A 16,260-nucleotide genomic window follows, 5' to 3' on the forward strand; every position below is an offset into this window, starting at 1 on the left:
GGTCTAATGGCCGCGCGGCGCGCGGCCCTCATCGTACTAACACACACACTCACACCCATTCGCGCGGCACGAGGAAGTCGCTTTGCAAGCGTGCTTCGGGCGTGCCGGGCTCAGGATGCCAGTTATAGCGCCAGTTGGCGACGGGTGGCATCGACATCAGGATCGATTCGGTGCGTCCGCCGCTTTGCAGCCCGAACAGTGTGCCACGGTCGAACACCAGGTTGAACTCGACATAGCGGCCGCGCCGGTAGGCCTGGAAATCGCGTTCGGCCTGCGTGTACGGCTGGTCGCGGCGTTTTTCGACGATCGGCAGATAGGCTTTCAGAAACGCGTCGCCGACGCTTTGTACCATCTCGAACGAACGCTCGAAGCCCGGCGCCGAAAAGTCGTCGAAGAAAATTCCGCCGATACCGCGCGTCTCGTTGCGATGCTTCAGGAAGAAATACTCGTCGCACCAGCGCTTGAAGCTCGGGTACAGGTCCGCGCCGAATGGCTGCAACGCGTCGCGGCACACGCGATGAAAATGCTGCGCGTCTTCTTCGTAGCCGTAGCACGGCGTGAGATCCATGCCGCCGCCGAACCAGAACACCGGCGCTTCGTTCGGCTTGGTGGCCATCAGCAGACGCACGTTCATGTGCACGGTCGGGCAGTGCGGATTGTGCGGATGCAGCACGAGCGAGACACCCATCGCCTCGAAACTGCGTCCGGCCAGCTGCGGCCGCGCCGCGCTGGCCGACGCGGGCAGCGCATCGCCGGCGACGTCCGACAGGCCGATGCCGGCCCGCTCGAAAAACGCGCCGCCTTCGAGGATGCGCGTGCAACCGCCGCCGCGCAGCTTTTCGCCGGGGCCGCGCTGCCAGGCGTCGGTGGCGAACGGCTGGCCGTCGAAGGCACCGAGCGTATCGGCGATGTTGGCCTGCAACTGCTGCAACCAGCTGCGGACGGCCTGGACGTTATAGGTCGGTTCGGTCATGAATACGGGGCTGCTGGGCGGCCCGGTTGAGTGGCCGCGGGTTCAGGGAAGTGCCGGCCGGCAGGCGGTCAAGGCTACAAGCCGTGACAGGCGGTCGGCCGAAATCGCGCCGCTTATCACGCCCGCTTGCTACGGCCGCTTGTCACAGCCTGTAGCGCCGCGGACGACCAGCACCAGACCCGCGCGGCAATACCCGAAGTGTAGCGCCGAAGCCGCCAGGCGCCCGCGCGAGGCGCCGCGCCAGTTGCTCAATGCTTGCGGTTGAGCGCGCGATAACCGATGTCGCGGCGATACTGCATGCCGTCGAAGGAGATCTGGTTGATCGTTTCGTACGCAACCGATTGCGCGCTGCGTACCGAATCTGCGAGCCCGACCACGCACAGCACACGGCCACCCGATGTGAGCAGCTTGCCGTCCACGAGCGTCGTGCCCGCGTGGAACGTCACCGACTCTTCGGTGGCGGCCGGGATGTCGCTGATGCGGTCGCCCTTGCGCGGCGTCTCCGGATAGTTGTGCGCGGCCAGCACGACGCCGAGCGCGGTGCGACGATCCCAGTCGAGTTCGACGGTATCGAGCGTGCCGGCGATCGCCTGTTCGACGACCTTCGAGAAATCGCCCTTGAGCCGCGCCATGATCGGCTGCGTTTCCGGGTCGCCCATCCGGCAGTTGAATTCGAGCGTCTTCGGGTTGCCTTGCGCGTCGATCATCAGACCGGCGTACAGAAAACCGGTGAAGCGAATACCTTCCTTCTCCATGCCGCGCACGGTAGGCAGGATGATTTCGCGCATCACGCGTGCATGCAGTTGCGGCGTGACGATCGGCGCGGGCGAGTAGGCGCCCATGCCGCCCGTGTTCGGCCCCAGGTCGCCGTCGAGCAAACGCTTGTGATCCTGGCTCGAGGCGAGCGCAAGCACGTGCTTGCCATCGACCATCACGATGAAGCTCGCTTCTTCGCCGGTCAGGAACTCTTCGATCACGACGCGCGCACCGGCATCGCCGAGCTTGTTGCCGGACAGCATCATGTCCACGGCGGCGTGCGCTTCTTCGAGCGTCTGTGCGACCACCACGCCCTTGCCTGCGGCGAGGCCGTCGGCCTTGACCACGATCGGTGCGCCTTTCGCGTCGAGGTACGCGTGCGCGGCGCCCGGCTCGGTGAAGGTTTCGTATTCGGCGGTGGGGATCGCGTGGCGTTTCATGAACGCCTTCGCAAAGTCCTTCGAGCTTTCGAGCTGCGCGGCTTCCTTGCTCGGCCCGAAGATCTTCAGACCACGCGAGCGGAAAAGATTGACGATGCCGGCCGCGAGCGGGCCTTCCGGCCCGACCAGCGTGAACGCGATCTGCTCGCGCTCGGCGAAATCGGCCAACGCAGCCGGCTCGGTGATGTCGATGTTGAGTAGCCGCTCGTCGTGCGCGGTACCGCCGTTGCCGGGCGCGACGTAGACGAGCTGCACGCGCGGCGACTGCGCGAGCTTCCACGCAAGCGCATGTTCGCGACCGCCGGAACCGACGACGAGTAACTTCATGTGTTTCCCCGAAGACTAAAAACCGTGAACGGCCGACGCGTCGGCATCGGCCGTGAATCTGTGAATCCGTGACTATTCATTCGCGCGGTTCGCACAGCGCGAACCAGTGCGTCTGCAACTGCAACGCCTGCAACGCGAGCGAGCTCACTCGTCGGCGATCGCTGCGTTTGTATAGACTTCCTGCACGTCGTCGAGATTTTCGAGCGCATCGAGCAGCTTCTGCATCTTGAGCGCGTCGTCGCCGGTGAACTCGACTTCGGTCTGCGGCTTCATCGTCACTTCGGCCAGCTCGGCCTTGAAGCCGGCGGCTTCGAGCGCGGACTTCACTTTCGGGAAATCGTTGGCCGGACACAGCACTTCGATGCTGCCGTCGTCGTTCGTCACGATGTCTTCGGCGCCGGCTTCGAGCGCCGCGTCCATCAGTTTGTCTTCGGGCGTGCCCGGTGCGAACAGGAACTGGCCGACGTGATCGAACATGAACGACACCGAGCCGTCGGTGCCCATGTTGCCGCCGAACTTCGAAAACGCGTGACGCACTTCCGCGACGGTGCGGATGCGGTTGTCGGTCATCGTGTCGACGATGACGGCCGCGCCGCCGATGCCATAGCCTTCGTAGCGGATTTCTTCGTAGTTCGCGCCGTCCACACCGCCGGTACCGCGCTGGATCGCGCGGTTGATGTTGTCCTTCGGCATGTTGGCGTCGTACGCCTTCTCGACGGCGAGCCGCAGACGCGGGTTCGTATCCATTTCTCCGCCGCCCATGCGGGCCGCGACCTGAATTTCCTTGATGAGCCGCGTCCAGATCTTGCCGCGCTTCGCGTCGGTCGCTGCTTTCTTATGCTTGATGTTGGCCCATTTCGAATGACCCGCCATACCTTTCTCCAGCGCATGCGCCTCTAGGCGCACGCATAGTGCAATTGTCGTTGCGATGTCGGGCGGCCGCCCGATAAGCAGACGCGAATTTTATCACGCCGCCGCCGCCCGGCCCGCGCCTGAGAACCGCGTAGAGCCTGGGCTACCGCCCAGGCAGGCGGTCGGTGCGATGCTCAGTTCTTCGTGCCGAACAACCGGTCGCCTGCGTCACCGAGGCCGGGCACGATATACGCGTGCTCGTTCAGATGCGAGTCGAGCGAGGCGACGTACAGCTTCACGTCCGGATGCGCGTCCTGGAACACCTGCACGCCCTCGGGCGCCGCCACAAGCGCGAGGAACATGATGCTGGAGCCTTCCACGCCGCGGCGTTTGAGCACATCCACGGCATGCACGGCCGAGTAGCCGGTTGCGACCATCGGGTCGCACAGGATGAAGTTGCGGTCCTCGAGATCGGGCAGGCGCACCAGATATTCGACCGGCCGGTGGTCGTCGGCCCGGTAGACGCCGATATGGCCGACCCGCGCCGACGGGATCAGCTCGAGCAGCCCGTCCGACATGCCGACGCCCGCGCGCAGCACTGGCACGATGGCGAGCTTCTTGCCCGCGATGACCGGCGCGTCGATATCGACGAGCGGGGTCGAGACGGGGCGGGTCGTCATCGGCAGGTTGCGGGTGATTTCATAGCCCATCAGCAGCGTGATCTCGCGCAGCAGTTCGCGGAACGTGCGCGTCGACGTGTCGCGGTCGCGCATATGCGAGAGCTTGTGCTGGATCAGCGGGTGGTCGAGGATGAAAAGATTGGGAAAGCGGCTGTCCTGGGTCATGGCTTATGCGCAAGCAGTGCGAAAAGGTGGCGGGGTGGCGGGCGGGAGCTCGGGGAACGGGGCGCTGGTTCGCGCCGGACCGGCCGGCCAGGCGAACCACGGCTGCAAGTTTACCGAAAGTCCCGCCCGAAGATAGCGAAGATTATGCGCGGGCTTACGGGCAGGGCCGTGTGAGGCCTCCGGCAGCGCGGCGGCGATTCTTCTAGAATCGAGGGAAATTTAGTTTGCACCCAGAGGAAACGCACCATGGATATGGGAATCGCTGGACGCACCGCGCTGGTCTGCGCGGCAAGCAAGGGGCTCGGCCGCGGCTGTGCCGAGGCGCTCGCGGCCGAAGGCGTGGCGCTGACGATCGTGGCCCGCACCGCGCAGACGCTCGAAGCCACCGCTGCGGAAATCCGCGCGCAGACCGGCGTCGAGGTCAAGACGGTGGCCTGCGACATCACCACCCCCGAAGGCCGCGCCGCGGCGCTCGCCGCCTGTCCGCAGCCGGACATCCTCGTCAATAACGCGGGCGGGCCGCCGCCGGGAGACTTCCGCTCCTACACCCACGACGACTGGATCAGCGCGCTCGAAGCGAACATGCTGACACCGATCGCGCTGATCCAGGCGACGATCGACGGCATGATGGCGCGCGGTTTCGGCCGCATCGTCAACATCACGAGTTCGTCGGTGAAGGCGCCGATCGATGTGCTGGGGCTGTCGAACGGCGCGCGCTCAGGGCTGACCGGGTTCGTTGCCGGCGTGGCGCGCAAGGTCGCGGGGCAGGGCGTGACGATCAATAACCTGCTGCCGGGTTCGTTCGATACGGACCGCATCAATGCAGCCATCGCCGCGCAGGCCAAGGCCCAGGACATATCGATCGAGGAATCGCGGCGCCGCCGCATGGCGTCGATTCCCGCAGGCCGGCTCGGCACCCCCGACGAGTTCGGCCGTGCCTGCGCGTTCCTGTGCAGCGTGCACGGCGGCTATATCACCGGGCAGAACTGGCTGATCGACGGCGGCACGTACCCCGGAACGTACTGAAGTGCAACGCGGCGCCGGCAGCGTGCGGGCGCGCAACATCAAGCAAAACCAGGCCAATCCAGGAGAGACGATGGTCAAGGCAACACGATTCGATAAGACCGGTGGCCCCGAAGTCATGAAGTGGGTCGATGTCGAAGTGGGCGAGCCGGGCGCGGGCGAAATCCGCGTGAAGCAGCATGCGGTCGGCCTGAACTACATCGATGTGTATTTCCGCACGGGTTTGTATCCGCTGCCGCTGCCGGGCGGTCTCGGCATGGAGGCGGCAGGCGAGGTCAGCGCGGTCGGTGCGGGCGTTGCGAACCTGCGGGTGGGCGACCGCATCGCCTATGTCGCGCGGCCACCCGGTGCGTATGCGCAGGAGCGCGTGCTGCCTGCGGAAAAGGTCGTGAAACTGCCTGAAGGAATCAGCTACGAACAGGCGGCCTCCGTCATGCTGCAGGGGCTCACCGCGCAGTATCTGTTGCGCCGTACCTACCCGGTCAAGGCCGGCGACACGATCCTGATCCAGGCTGCCGCGGGCGGCGTCGGGCTGCTGGCGTGCCAGTGGGCGAAGGCACTCGGCGCGACCGTGATCGGCACGGTCGGCTCCGACGAGAAGGCGGAGATCGCGAAGGCGCACGGTTGCGACTACCCGATCGTCTACACGCGCGAAGACTTCACGAAGCGCGTGCGCGAGATTACCAATGGCGCGGGCGTGCCGGTCGTCTACGATTCGATCGGCAAGGACACGTTTACGGCATCGCTCGACTGTCTCGCGCCGCTCGGGTTGTTCGTCAGCTTCGGCAATGCATCGGGACCGCTGCCGCCGATCGACTCGTCCGAATTCGCCGGTCGCGGGTCATTGTTCTTTACGCGGCCGACGCTGTTTACGTATATAGCGAAACGCAGCGACTACGACGCGATGTCGAACGAGCTGTTCGACGTGCTGTTGTCGGGCAAGGTGAAGACCAGCATCAACCAGCGCTACTCGCTGCCTGACGCCGGACAGGCGCATGCGGACCTCGAAGCGCGGCGCACGACGGGTTCGACGATCCTGCTGCCCTGATCCTGGACGGACCCGGTAATACCCGGACACCCCCGTAGAAAGCCGCTCCCCGCCAGGGAGCGGCTTTTTTTGTTTACGCCATTTTTACACCCCCCTCCCGACCTTTGACCTGACCTTTACGCGGATCAGCATATCGTTGCACGCATCCAAAGTCCGCATATGGAGAACACTAAATGGATGTGCTGTACATCGGGGGGATCGTGCTGTTCGCAGCGCTCACCTTTGCATTGATTGCCGGTTGCGAGAAGCTCATGCAGTTCCGGCGTGGCCAGGGAGCACGCTCATGACCTGGATTATGTGGTTATCGGGTGCCGCGACCGCGCTGCTGTTCGCTTACCTCGTTTATGCGCTTCTGCGCGCGGAGGACATTGAATGAACCTCAACAATGTCCTGCAAACGGTCCTGTATATCGTCGTCCTGCTGGCGCTCGCCGTGCCGGTCTCGGGCTATATCACGCGTGTGATGGACGGGACCTCTCGCGTGGTCCGCTTCGGCGGTCCGCTCGAACGCGTGCTGTATCGCATCGCCGGGGTCGACTCTTCGGCCGAAATGGGCTGGAAGCATTACGCGATCGCGACGATTGCACTTAATGCACTCGGCACGCTGTTCCTGTACGTGCTGTTGCGCGTGCAGGGCTGGCTACCGGGCAATCCGGCGCAGTTCGGTCCGATGTCGGTCGACAGCGCGTTCAATACGGCTGTCAGCTTCGTCACCAACACGAACTGGCAGGATTACACGCCTGAGCAGACCACTGGCTATCTGGCGCAGATGCTCGGCTTCACGGTGCAGAACTTCCTGTCGGCGGCTACCGCGATCGCGGTCGTGATCGCGCTGATCCGCGGCTTCGCGCGCCATTCCGCGAAGACCATCGGCAACTTCTGGGTCGATGTCACGCGTGCGACGTTGTACGTGCTGATACCGATGGCGGCCATCATCGCTGCGTTGCTGATGAGCCAGGGCGTGATCCAGACCTTCAAGGCGAACCAGGACGTACCGACGCTGCAGACCACGACCTATGCCGCACCGAAGCTCGATGCGCAAGGCAATCCGGTGAAGGATGCGAAGGGCAATGCGGTGACGGTCGACACCAAGGTGACGACGCAGACCATCGCGATGGGCCCGGTGGCGTCGCAGGAAGCGATCAAGATGCTCGGCACCAATGGTGGCGGCTTCTTCAACGCGAACTCGGCGCACCCGTATGAAAACCCGACGCCGTTCAGCAACTTCCTGCAGATCGTCTCGATCCTGATTATTCCGGCGGCGCTGGCTCTGGTGTTCGGGCGCATGATCGCTGACCGCAAGCAGGGGGTCGCCGTACTCGCCGTGATGACGATTGCGTTCGCCGCTTGTGTGGTCGGTGAAATCAGCTCCGAGCAGGCGGGCAATCCGACCTTGACGTCGCTGCACGTCGATCAGTCGGCGAACGCCCTGCAGTCGGGCGGCAACATGGAAGGCAAGGAAACGCGCTTCGGGATTGCGCAGACCGGCATCTTTACGGTCGCGACGACGGCGGCATCGTGCGGTGCGGTCGACGCGATGCACGACTCGCTGACCCCGCTCGGCGGCCTGTATCCGATGCTGCTGATCCAGCTGGGCGAAGTGATCTTCGGTGGCGTGGGTTCCGGTATGTACGGGATGCTCGTCTTCGCGTTGCTAGCCGTATTCGTCGCAGGCCTGATGATTGGCCGCACGCCCGAGTACGTCGGCAAGAAGATCGAAGCGTATGAGATGAAGATGGTGTCGATCGTCGTGCTGCTCACGCCGCTGCTGGTGCTGGTCGGTACATCGATCGCGGTACTGAGCGCTGCGGGCAAGGCGGGTATCTCTAACCCCGGTGCGCACGGTTTCTCGGAAATTCTCTACGCGTTCAGCTCGTCGGCGAACAACAACGGTAGCGCGTTTGCCGGCCTGTCTGTGAACACGCCGTTCTACAACATTTTGACAGCGATCGCGATGTGGTTCGGCCGCTTCGGCACGATCGTGCCGGTGCTGGCGATCGCTGGCTCGCTGGCTGGCAAGAAGCGCCTCGGTGTTACCGGTGGCACGCTGCCCACGCATGGCCCGCTGTTTGTTGTACTGCTGCTTGGCACGGTGCTGCTTGTCGGCGCACTGACTTACGTGCCTGCGCTCGCTCTCGGCCCTGGCGTCGAACATCTGCTGATGATCGCTGGCCACTAACGGGAAATTCGGGGATCCAATGACTGTTCATACTGCAACACGGTCCATGTTCGATCCGGCGCTGGTGCGTCCGGCGATCGTGGACTCATTCAAGAAACTCACGCCACGCACGCAGTTCCGTAACCCGGTGATGTTCTGCGTGTACGTCGGCAGCATCCTGACGACGATTCTCTGGATCGCCGCGCTGGGCGGCCAGGCCGAAGCACCCGCGGGGTTCATCCTCGCGGTGACGCTGTGGCTGTGGTTCACGGTGCTGTTCGCCAACTTCGCGGAAGCGCTTGCCGAAGGCCGCTCGAAGGCCCAGGCCGCGTCGCTGCGCAGCGCGAAGAAAGACGTGATGGCCAAGAAGCTCAACGAGCCGCATCCGAAGTCGCCGATCCGCATCATGACGGCTTCCGATCTGCGCAAGGGCGACGTCGTGCTGGTCGAAACGGGCGACGTGATTCCGGCCGACGGCGAAGTGATCGAAGGCGTCGCGTCGGTCGACGAATCGGCCATCACTGGCGAATCGGCACCGGTGATCCGCGAATCGGGCGGCGACTTCTCGTCGGTGACGGGCGGCACACGCGTGCTATCGGACTGGATCGTGGTGCGCGTCACCGTGAATCCGGGCGAAGCTTTCCTCGACCGCATGATTGCGATGGTCGAAGGCGCGAAGCGTCAAAAGACGCCGAACGAAATCGCCCTGACGATTCTGCTGGTCGCGCTGACGATCGTGATGCTGCTCGCAACCGCGACGCTGCTGCCGTTCTCGATTTTCTCGGTCGAAGCGGCGAAAGCCGGCCACGTGGTGACGATCACCGCGCTGGTGGCGCTGCTCGTGTGTCTGATTCCGACCACCATCGGCGGCCTGCTGTCGGCCATCGGGGTGGCGGGCATGAGCCGCATGATGCAGGCGAACGTGATTGCGACGTCGGGCCGTGCGGTCGAAGCGGCGGGCGACGTGGACGTGCTGCTGCTCGACAAGACCGGCACGATCACGCTCGGCAACCGTCAGGCGTCGACCTTCGTGCCGGCGCCGGGTGTGACCGAAGAAGCGCTGGCCGATGCCGCGCAACTGTCGTCGCTGTCGGACGAAACGCCGGAAGGCCGCAGTATCGTCGTGCTCGCCAAGCAGCGCTTCAACATCCGGGCGCGCGACATGGGCTCGCTGCACGCGGTCTTCCTCTCATTCACCGCGCAGACGCGCATGAGCGGTGTCGACCTTCCGGGTCGCGAGATCCGCAAGGGCGCGGCCGATGCGGTCAAGAACTACGTCGAAGCCAATGGCGGTCGCTATCCGGCGGAAGTGAACAACGCGGTGACCGAAGTGGCCCGCCGCGGCAGCACGCCGCTGGTGGTGGCCGAGAAGGGCGAGCAGGGTGCACGCGTGCTCGGCGTGATCGAGCTGAAGGACATCGTCAAGGGCGGCATCAAGGAACGTTTCGCCGAACTGCGCAAGATGGGTATCAAGACCATCATGGTGACGGGCGACAACCGCCTGACGGCTGCCGCGATCGCAGCGGAAGCGGGCGTCGACGATTTCCTCGCCGAAGCCACGCCGGAAGCCAAGCTGTCGACGATCCGCGCGCATCAGGCGGAAGGCCGTCTGGTCGCGATGACGGGCGACGGAACTAACGACGCTCCGGCGCTCGCACAGGCTGACGTCGCGGTGGCGATGAACACGGGTACGCAGGCGGCCAAGGAAGCCGGCAACATGGTCGACCTCGATTCGAATCCGACCAAGCTGATCGAAATCGTCGAAATCGGCAAGCAGATGCTGATGACGCGCGGATCGCTCACGACGTTCTCGATTGCCAACGACGTTGCCAAGTACTTCGCCATCATCCCGGCTGCCTTCGCGACGACCTATCCGGTGCTGAACACGCTGAACGTGATGCATCTGGCCACGCCGGCGTCGGCAATCATGTCGGCGGTGATCTTCAACGCGCTGATTATCGTCGCGCTGATTCCGCTGGCGTTGAAGGGCGTGAAGTACCGGCCGCTGGGCGCGGCGATACTGTTGCGCCGCAATTTGCTGGTGTATGGCCTCGGCGGGATCATCGTGCCGTTTATCGGCATCAAGCTGATCGATATGGTGCTCGCCGCGCTCGGCTGGGTTTAACAGGCTCTGTCCGGCGGCGCTGGCTGCCGGACGCGTCTAAAAGGATTGCCAATCATGAAACTTTTTCGTCCTCTTATCGTGATCTTCGTCGTGCTGTCGGCGATTACGGGACTCGCTTACCCGGCCGTCATGACCGCTATCGGCCAGGGTGCGTTCCACCACCAGGTCAACGGCAGCATCATTGAGCAGAACGGCAAGGTTGTCGGCTCGTCGCTGATCGGCCAGCAGTTCGACGCGCCGCAGTACTTCTGGGGCCGTCTGTCGGCCACCAGCCCGATGCCGTATAACGCTCTCGGCTCCGGCGGTTCGAACCTCGGCCCGACCAACCCGGCGCTCAACGATGAAGTCAAAGGGCGCATCGACGCGCTGAAGGCGGCCGGCACCGATCTGTCGAAGCCGGTGCCGATCGACCTCGTGACATCGTCGGCTAGCGGCCTCGATCCGGAAATCAGCCCCGCAGCTGCCGATTACCAGATCGACCGCGTGGCGAAAGCCCGCAAGATGAACGCTAACGACGTCGCGGCACTGGTCGATCGCTATACGACCGGACGCCAGTTCGGCGTGCTCGGCGAGCCGCGCGTGAACGTGCTGGAGCTGAATCTCGCGTTGGATGCCGCAGCGCACGGCTAAGCCGCGTCTTTTCCCCCAAGGCGGCGCCCTGCTGGGCGCCGCTGCTTTTTGCCATTGCGCCTTTGCGCTGCTGCGCCGCTGTGTGCATCCGCCATCGCCGATGCGCATCGCATCCACCCGTCCCCAGCCGTTTGCGGATAGCGGGCCGCCGTGCGACCATCGCGGCATGACGGGTTGCGCACCTGCATCCGCGGTGCCGCGTCCGCCCTCTATCGTCACCTTCGATGAACCGACCCAACCCCGACGAACTGCTCGACAAACTGCAGCGCGATGAAGAAAAACAGCAGCGCGGCAAGCTGAAGATATTTTTCGGTGCGTCGGCGGGCGTGGGCAAGACCTACGCGATGCTGCAGGCGGCGCGCCGTCGCATGGAAGACGGCGTCGATGTGCTCGTTGGCATCGCGGAGACGCACGGCCGCAGCGAGACCGCTGCGTTGCTCGACGGGCTCGACGTACTGCCGCTCGCGCATATCGAATACCGCGGCCGCAAGCTCGGCGAATTCGATCTCGACGCGGCGCTCGCTCGCGCGCCGCAACTGATTCTCGTCGACGAACTCGCGCATTCGAACGTGCAGGGCGCGCGCCACCTCAAGCGCTGGCAGGACGTCTACGAACTGCTCGATGCGGGCATCGATGTCTATACGACGGTCAACGTCCAGCATCTGGAGAGCCTGAACGATGTGGTCGGACAGATCACCGGCATCCGCGTATGGGAGACGGTGCCCGACCGCGTATTCGACCGGGCCGATGAAATCACGCTGGTCGATCTGCCCGCCGAGGAACTGCTTGGCCGCATGCGCGACGGCAAGGTGTATATGCCCGCGCAGGCCGAGCGCGCGGTGCGCAATTTCTTTCGCAAGGGCAACCTGATTGCGCTGCGCGAACTGGCGCTGCGGCGCACCGCCGACCGCGTCGATGCGCAGATGCGCGAGTACCGCGCCGATCGTTCGATCCAGCGCATCTGGCAGGCGCGCGAACGGCTGCTGGTGTGCGTTGGTCCCGGCCCGGAAGCGCAGACGCTGGTGCGTGCGGCCGCGCGTCTCGCGGCGAGCCTGAAGGCGGACTGGATCGCGGTGTATGTCGAGACACCGCGGCTGCAGCAACTGCCCGCAGCGCGCCGCGAACGCACGCTCGGCGCGCTGCATCTCGCCGCCGAACTGGGCGCCGAAACGGCGACGCTCGCGGGCGCCGATGCGGTCGCCACGCTGGTCAGTTATGCACGGGTGCGCAATGTGTCGAAGCTCGTTGCGGGCGGCTCGATGCGCACCGGTGTGTCGCGCTGGCTGCGGCGACCGATCGGCGAGCGCATCGCCGAGCGCGCCGGCGATCTCGACCTCACGCTGATTCGCGCATTCGAAGAGCGCAGCAGTGACGGTGCGTCGCGCGGTCCGCTCGACGCGGGGGTGCAGGCATGGCGCGAAGCACTGGGCGCCGCCCGCGAACGACGCTCGCCGCCGCGTGCGTACGCATGGGCGCTCACGCTGTGCGCAATCATTACGCTGGTCGCGAGCCAGTTGATCAATCACATCGATCTGACCAACCTCGTGATGCTGTATCTGCTCGGCGTCATTTTCGCGGCCGTGAGGCTTGGACGCGGGCCGGGCGTCGTGCTGTCGTTCGTCAGCGTCGCGGCGTTCGATTTCTTCTTCGTGCCGCCGCGCATGTCGCTGTCCGTATCGGACACGCAGTATCTGTTGACCTTCGTCGGCATGCTGCTGACCTCGCTCGTCATCAGCCATCTGACGTCGAGCCTGCGTCGCGAGGCGAGCGTCGCGCAGCGTCGCGAAGCGCGTACCGGCGCGATGTACGCGATGGCGGGCGAACTGGCCGCGGCGCTTACCACCGAACAGATCGTCGGTATCGGTAGCCGCCATGTCAACGAAGTGTTCCGCGCGCGCGTGGCGATGCTGTTGCCGGACAGTGCGGACCAGGTGCGGCAGAAGATCGAAGACCCGGACGCCGAGGTTACGCTCGAAGGCGCGGATCTCGACAGCGACGTTGGTCAGTGGGTCTACGATCAGCAGAAGCCGGCCGGACGCGGCACCGATACGCTGCCTGCCGCGATCGCGCTGTATCTGCCGCTGAAGGCACCGATGCGAACGCGCGGTGTGCTCGCGGTTGCGACGCGCGATCCGCACGAACTCGATGTGCCCGAGCAGCAGCGCATGCTCGACGCGTTTGCCGCGCAGATCGCACTGGCGCTCGAGCGCGTGCACTACGTAGACATCGCCCGCGATGCGCTCGTCAACATGGAATCGGAGCGCCTGCGCAATTCGTTGCTGTCGGCAATTTCGCACGATCTGCGCACGCCGCTCACTACGATTGTCGGTTTCGCGTCGATGCTCGCGCAGACCCGCACCGGCACGCCGCAACCTGGCGACGATCTGGTCGAGGCCATTCACGAAGAAGCGCTGCGCATGGCGGGCATCGTCACCAATCTGCTCGATATGGCGCGACTGCAGGCGGGTGGTCTGCAACTGAACCGCCAATGGTCGCTGCTCGAAGAAACCGTGGGCGCTGCGCTACGCGCATGCCGGCGCGTGCTGGCACGGCATCCGGCGCAAGTGCGGCTGCCGGCTGATCTGCCGCTGCTGCAACTCGACGCGGTCTTGATGGAGCGCCTGTTCGCGAACCTGTTCGAGAATGCGGCGAAGTACGCGCCGCCCGATACGCCGCTCGTGATCGGCGCACAGCGCATCGATAACGCGGACGGCACGCCGTTCGTACGCGTTACCGTCGACGACGCGGGCCCCGGCTTGCCACCGGGCATGGAAACGCGCATCTTCGACAAATTCACACGCGGCGAGAAAGAGTCCGCGAAGCCGGGCATCGGGCTCGGGCTCGCAATCTGCCGCGCGATTGTCGAAGCGCATGGCGGTACAATCGGCGCGCTCAACCGGGTGGCCGCGGATGGGCACGTCGAAGGCGCGCGCTTCTGGTTCACGCTGCCGGTCGAGACGCCGCCGCCGGTGCCCGATGCGGGCGATGACACCGATGAGAGCGACGAAAGCGAAGGTTACGTCGAGGCCTTGCCCGACGAGGACCCCGATGAAACGCATGAACCAGACGAACCGCGTGCACTGCCCGGTCCGAAACCCGTAGCAGGACCCACCGATGAATGAGCCGAGCATCACCGTCGTTCTGATCGAAGACGAAAAGCAGATCCGCCGTTTCGTGCGCACGTCGCTGGAAGGCGAGGGCATCACTGTGTACGACGCGGAGACAGGCAAGCAAGGCCTCATCGAGGCGGCAACCCGCAAGCCCGATCTCGTGATTGTCGACCTGGGCTTGCCCGATACCGATGGTCTCGACGTGATCCGCGAACTGCGCGGCTGGAGCGAGCTACCGGTGATCGTGCTGTCGGCACGCACCCAGGAAAGCGAGAAGGTCGCGGCCCTCGATGCCGGTGCCGACGATTATCTGACCAAACCGTTCGGCGTGTCGGAGCTGCTCGCGCGGATTCGCGCCCACATGCGCCGGCGCAATCAGGGCGGCGCCAACGAATCGCCGCAAGTGCATTTCGGCGCCGTCACCGTCGATCTCGCACTGCGCCAGGTATCGCGCGATGGTGCCGCGATACATCTGACGCCGATCGAATACCGTTTGCTTGCCACGCTCGTGCGTCACGCCGGCCGCGTGCTTACGCACCGGCAACTGCTGCGCGACGTGTGGGGGCCGTCGCATGTCGAGAGCCATCACTATCTGCGGATCTACATGGCGCATTTGCGGCAGAAACTGGAGCGCGACCCGGCGCAGCCGGAGCATATCGTCACCGAGACCGGGGTGGGTTACCGGCTTGTCGGTGCAACCTGAGCGATGTGAGCGACCAGCGTGATCGGCCTGCCAGCCTGATAGAGGCATTTTTGATATAATTACGTTTCGTAAGGACGACCTTACGCATCCGCAGCAAACGGGGACGGCCCCATCTAAACCATGGAGTCGTCACATGTCCTGGGTTCTTCTTTTCATCGCCGGCCTGCTCGAAGTCGCATGGGCCGCCGGACTCAAAACCTCTGAAGGTTTCACGCGCCTGTGGCCGTCGGTGTTCACCATCGTCACGGCGCTCGGCAGCTTTATCCTGCTCGCGATGGCCATGCGCCAGTTGCCACTCGGCACCGCCTATGCGGTGTGGACCGGGATCGGCGCGGTCGGCGCGTTCGTGTTCGGGATCGTGATGATGGGCGAGGCGGTGACGCTCGCGCGGGTCGCTAGCGCAGTGTTGATCGTCATCGGCCTGATCGGTCTGAAACTTTCTTCAGGTCACTGAGTTATACCGCTCACTCGTCGAACGCGATTCCGAGCCTGCGTAACTCTCTTAAGCCGCTAGCGAGGTGTGCCCGCGCGCTTTCGGGATCGACTACCCGCATTTGCTCATAGGCGCGTTGGGCCACTTCGGGAGGCACTGGCTTGAGCATGCGATTACTGCCCATCGCCTTGAGCTGTACTTCAGCTGCGCGCTCCAGGTAGTACAGGTCGTCCCAAGCCTCCGCGATGCTCGCCCCCGCCACTAGCACGCCGTGGTTTTTCAGGAACAGGATATCCGCCTTTCCGAGTGCCTCCGCAATGCGATCTCCCTCTGAAGTATCGAGCGCCAGCCCGTTGTAGTGTTCGTCGACGGCGGTGCGGCCGTAGAACTTCAAGGAAGATTGCCCGAGCCACAGCAACGGCGGCCCTTCCAGCAAGCACAGCGCCGTGGCGTTTGGCATATGCGTGTGGAACGCGGCTTTCACACGCGGCATCGATTGATGCAGTTGGGAATGGATGTACCACGCGGTTGCCTCGGGTTCGCCGTCGCCGTCGATCACATTGCCGTCGAAATCACATACCACGAGCCTTGACGCGGTGATTTCGGAAAACGCATAGCCGTATGGATTGACGAAAAACAGGTCACTGTGTCCCGGTACAACGGCGGAGAAATGATTGCAAATTCCTTCTTCGAATCCGCGCCGCGCGGCCAGTTGAAAGCAGGCGGCCAGTTCGAGGCGTGCTTGCACGACGGCGCTCGAATCGAGTTGCAGGGTGCGTGGCGCCGCCGTGCGTTTCGTGGATGCAAACGAATGTGCCATGGGTTTCCATCTCCAGAA

At 64.4% G+C, this 16,260-nt stretch carries 15 protein-coding genes; 10 read left to right on the plus strand and 5 right to left on the minus strand.

The window, feature by feature from the left end:
- Positions 1-49: 49 nt before the first annotated feature.
- The 4 genes from hemF to upp form a co-directional block, all read right to left on the minus strand.
- Entirely contained in the window at positions 50-973 is a 924-nt protein-coding gene (gene hemF / locus FNZ07_RS19450; RefSeq protein WP_091018437.1) for an oxygen-dependent coproporphyrinogen oxidase, read from the minus strand.
- Positions 974-1,221: 248 nt separating this feature from the next.
- Positions 1,222-2,496 carry a phosphoribosylamine--glycine ligase gene (purD, locus tag FNZ07_RS19455; protein ID WP_091018434.1) on the minus strand — a complete coding sequence of 425 codons (1,275 nt, stop codon included), beginning with the start codon at positions 2,494-2,496 and terminating at the stop codon, positions 1,222-1,224.
- 144 nt (positions 2,497-2,640) lie between these two features.
- Positions 2,641-3,369, minus strand: coding sequence for a YebC/PmpR family DNA-binding transcriptional regulator (locus FNZ07_RS19460; RefSeq protein WP_091018433.1), 729 nt, complete (start codon positions 3,367-3,369; stop codon positions 2,641-2,643).
- A gap of 173 nt (positions 3,370-3,542) precedes the next feature.
- Positions 3,543-4,193, minus strand: coding sequence for a uracil phosphoribosyltransferase (upp, locus tag FNZ07_RS19465; protein WP_091018431.1), 651 nt, complete (start codon positions 4,191-4,193; stop codon positions 3,543-3,545).
- Positions 4,194-4,439: 246 nt separating this feature from the next.
- Here upp and FNZ07_RS19470 point away from each other — a divergent pair, with 246 nt between their 5' ends.
- The 10 genes from FNZ07_RS19470 (at position 4,440) to sugE (ending at position 15,443) form a co-directional block, all read left to right on the plus strand.
- Positions 4,440-5,219, plus strand: a complete 780-nt coding sequence (locus FNZ07_RS19470; protein ID WP_091018429.1) for an SDR family oxidoreductase — start codon at positions 4,440-4,442, stop codon at positions 5,217-5,219.
- A gap of 70 nt (positions 5,220-5,289) precedes the next feature.
- Positions 5,290-6,264, plus strand: a complete 975-nt coding sequence (locus FNZ07_RS19475; protein ID WP_091018702.1) for a quinone oxidoreductase family protein — start codon at positions 5,290-5,292, stop codon at positions 6,262-6,264.
- A gap of 173 nt (positions 6,265-6,437) precedes the next feature.
- Positions 6,438-6,551 (plus strand): potassium ABC transporter ATPase, encoded by a 114-nt coding sequence (locus FNZ07_RS19480; RefSeq protein WP_091018427.1) that lies wholly within the window; start codon positions 6,438-6,440, stop codon positions 6,549-6,551.
- Complete coding sequence (gene kdpF, locus FNZ07_RS19485) at positions 6,548-6,640, plus strand: K(+)-transporting ATPase subunit F (protein WP_091018426.1); 93 nt, start codon at positions 6,548-6,550, stop codon at positions 6,638-6,640. The genes FNZ07_RS19480 and kdpF overlap by 4 nt, the downstream gene beginning before the upstream one ends.
- Positions 6,637-8,442, plus strand: a complete 1,806-nt coding sequence (gene kdpA / locus FNZ07_RS19490) for a potassium-transporting ATPase subunit KdpA (RefSeq protein WP_091018423.1) — start codon at positions 6,637-6,639, stop codon at positions 8,440-8,442. Before kdpF ends, kdpA begins: the two co-directional genes overlap by 4 nt.
- 19 nt (positions 8,443-8,461) lie before the next feature.
- Positions 8,462-10,546, plus strand: a complete 2,085-nt coding sequence (kdpB, locus tag FNZ07_RS19495) for a potassium-transporting ATPase subunit KdpB (RefSeq protein ID WP_091018421.1) — start codon at positions 8,462-8,464, stop codon at positions 10,544-10,546.
- A 54-nt stretch (positions 10,547-10,600) separates the two neighbouring features.
- A complete protein-coding gene (gene kdpC, locus FNZ07_RS19500) occupies positions 10,601-11,176 on the plus strand; it encodes a potassium-transporting ATPase subunit KdpC (protein WP_407670705.1) in 576 nt (191 codons plus the stop codon).
- A 224-nt stretch (positions 11,177-11,400) separates the two neighbouring features.
- Positions 11,401-14,298 carry a DUF4118 domain-containing protein gene (locus tag FNZ07_RS19505; RefSeq protein WP_091018419.1) on the plus strand — a complete coding sequence of 966 codons (2,898 nt, stop codon included), beginning with the start codon at positions 11,401-11,403 and terminating at the stop codon, positions 14,296-14,298.
- A complete protein-coding gene (gene kdpE / locus FNZ07_RS19510; RefSeq protein WP_091018417.1) occupies positions 14,291-14,989 on the plus strand; it encodes a two-component system response regulator KdpE in 699 nt (232 codons plus the stop codon). The genes FNZ07_RS19505 and kdpE overlap by 8 nt, the downstream gene beginning before the upstream one ends.
- A 133-nt stretch (positions 14,990-15,122) precedes the next feature.
- Positions 15,123-15,443 (plus strand): quaternary ammonium compound efflux SMR transporter SugE, encoded by a 321-nt coding sequence (sugE, locus tag FNZ07_RS19515; RefSeq protein WP_091018414.1) that lies wholly within the window; start codon positions 15,123-15,125, stop codon positions 15,441-15,443.
- A 10-nt stretch (positions 15,444-15,453) separates the two neighbouring features.
- On the opposite strand, the gene FNZ07_RS19520 is transcribed toward sugE, so the two are convergent.
- On the minus strand, positions 15,454-16,242 hold the full coding sequence (locus FNZ07_RS19520) for an aldolase (RefSeq protein WP_091018411.1): 789 nt from the start codon (positions 16,240-16,242) through the stop codon (positions 15,454-15,456).
- Between the last annotated feature and the right edge of the window lie 18 nt (positions 16,243-16,260).

It is taken from the genome of Paraburkholderia megapolitana (assembly GCF_007556815.1).
Classification (GTDB): Bacteria; Pseudomonadota; Gammaproteobacteria; order Burkholderiales; family Burkholderiaceae; genus Paraburkholderia; species Paraburkholderia megapolitana.

Coding starts and splice junctions, on each gene's coding strand:
- hemF (WP_091018437.1), bottom strand. CDS start 973: ATGACCGAACCGACCTATAACGTCCAGGCCGTCCGCAGCTGGTTGCAG.
- purD (WP_091018434.1), bottom strand. CDS start 2,496: ATGAAGTTACTCGTCGTCGGTTCCGGCGGTCGCGAACATGCGCTTGCG.
- FNZ07_RS19460 (WP_091018433.1), bottom strand. CDS start 3,369: ATGGCGGGTCATTCGAAATGGGCCAACATCAAGCATAAGAAAGCAGCG.
- upp (WP_091018431.1), bottom strand. CDS start 4,193: ATGACCCAGGACAGCCGCTTTCCCAATCTTTTCATCCTCGACCACCCG.
- FNZ07_RS19470 (WP_091018429.1), top strand. CDS start 4,440: ATGGATATGGGAATCGCTGGACGCACCGCGCTGGTCTGCGCGGCAAGC.
- FNZ07_RS19475 (WP_091018702.1), top strand. CDS start 5,290: ATGGTCAAGGCAACACGATTCGATAAGACCGGTGGCCCCGAAGTCATG.
- FNZ07_RS19480 (WP_091018427.1), top strand. CDS start 6,438: ATGGATGTGCTGTACATCGGGGGGATCGTGCTGTTCGCAGCGCTCACC.
- kdpF (WP_091018426.1), top strand. CDS start 6,548: ATGACCTGGATTATGTGGTTATCGGGTGCCGCGACCGCGCTGCTGTTC.
- kdpA (WP_091018423.1), top strand. CDS start 6,637: ATGAACCTCAACAATGTCCTGCAAACGGTCCTGTATATCGTCGTCCTG.
- kdpB (WP_091018421.1), top strand. CDS start 8,462: ATGACTGTTCATACTGCAACACGGTCCATGTTCGATCCGGCGCTGGTG.
- kdpC (WP_407670705.1), top strand. CDS start 10,601: ATGAAACTTTTTCGTCCTCTTATCGTGATCTTCGTCGTGCTGTCGGCG.
- FNZ07_RS19505 (WP_091018419.1), top strand. CDS start 11,401: ATGAACCGACCCAACCCCGACGAACTGCTCGACAAACTGCAGCGCGAT.
- kdpE (WP_091018417.1), top strand. CDS start 14,291: ATGAATGAGCCGAGCATCACCGTCGTTCTGATCGAAGACGAAAAGCAG.
- sugE (WP_091018414.1), top strand. CDS start 15,123: ATGTCCTGGGTTCTTCTTTTCATCGCCGGCCTGCTCGAAGTCGCATGG.
- FNZ07_RS19520 (WP_091018411.1), bottom strand. CDS start 16,242: ATGGCACATTCGTTTGCATCCACGAAACGCACGGCGGCGCCACGCACC.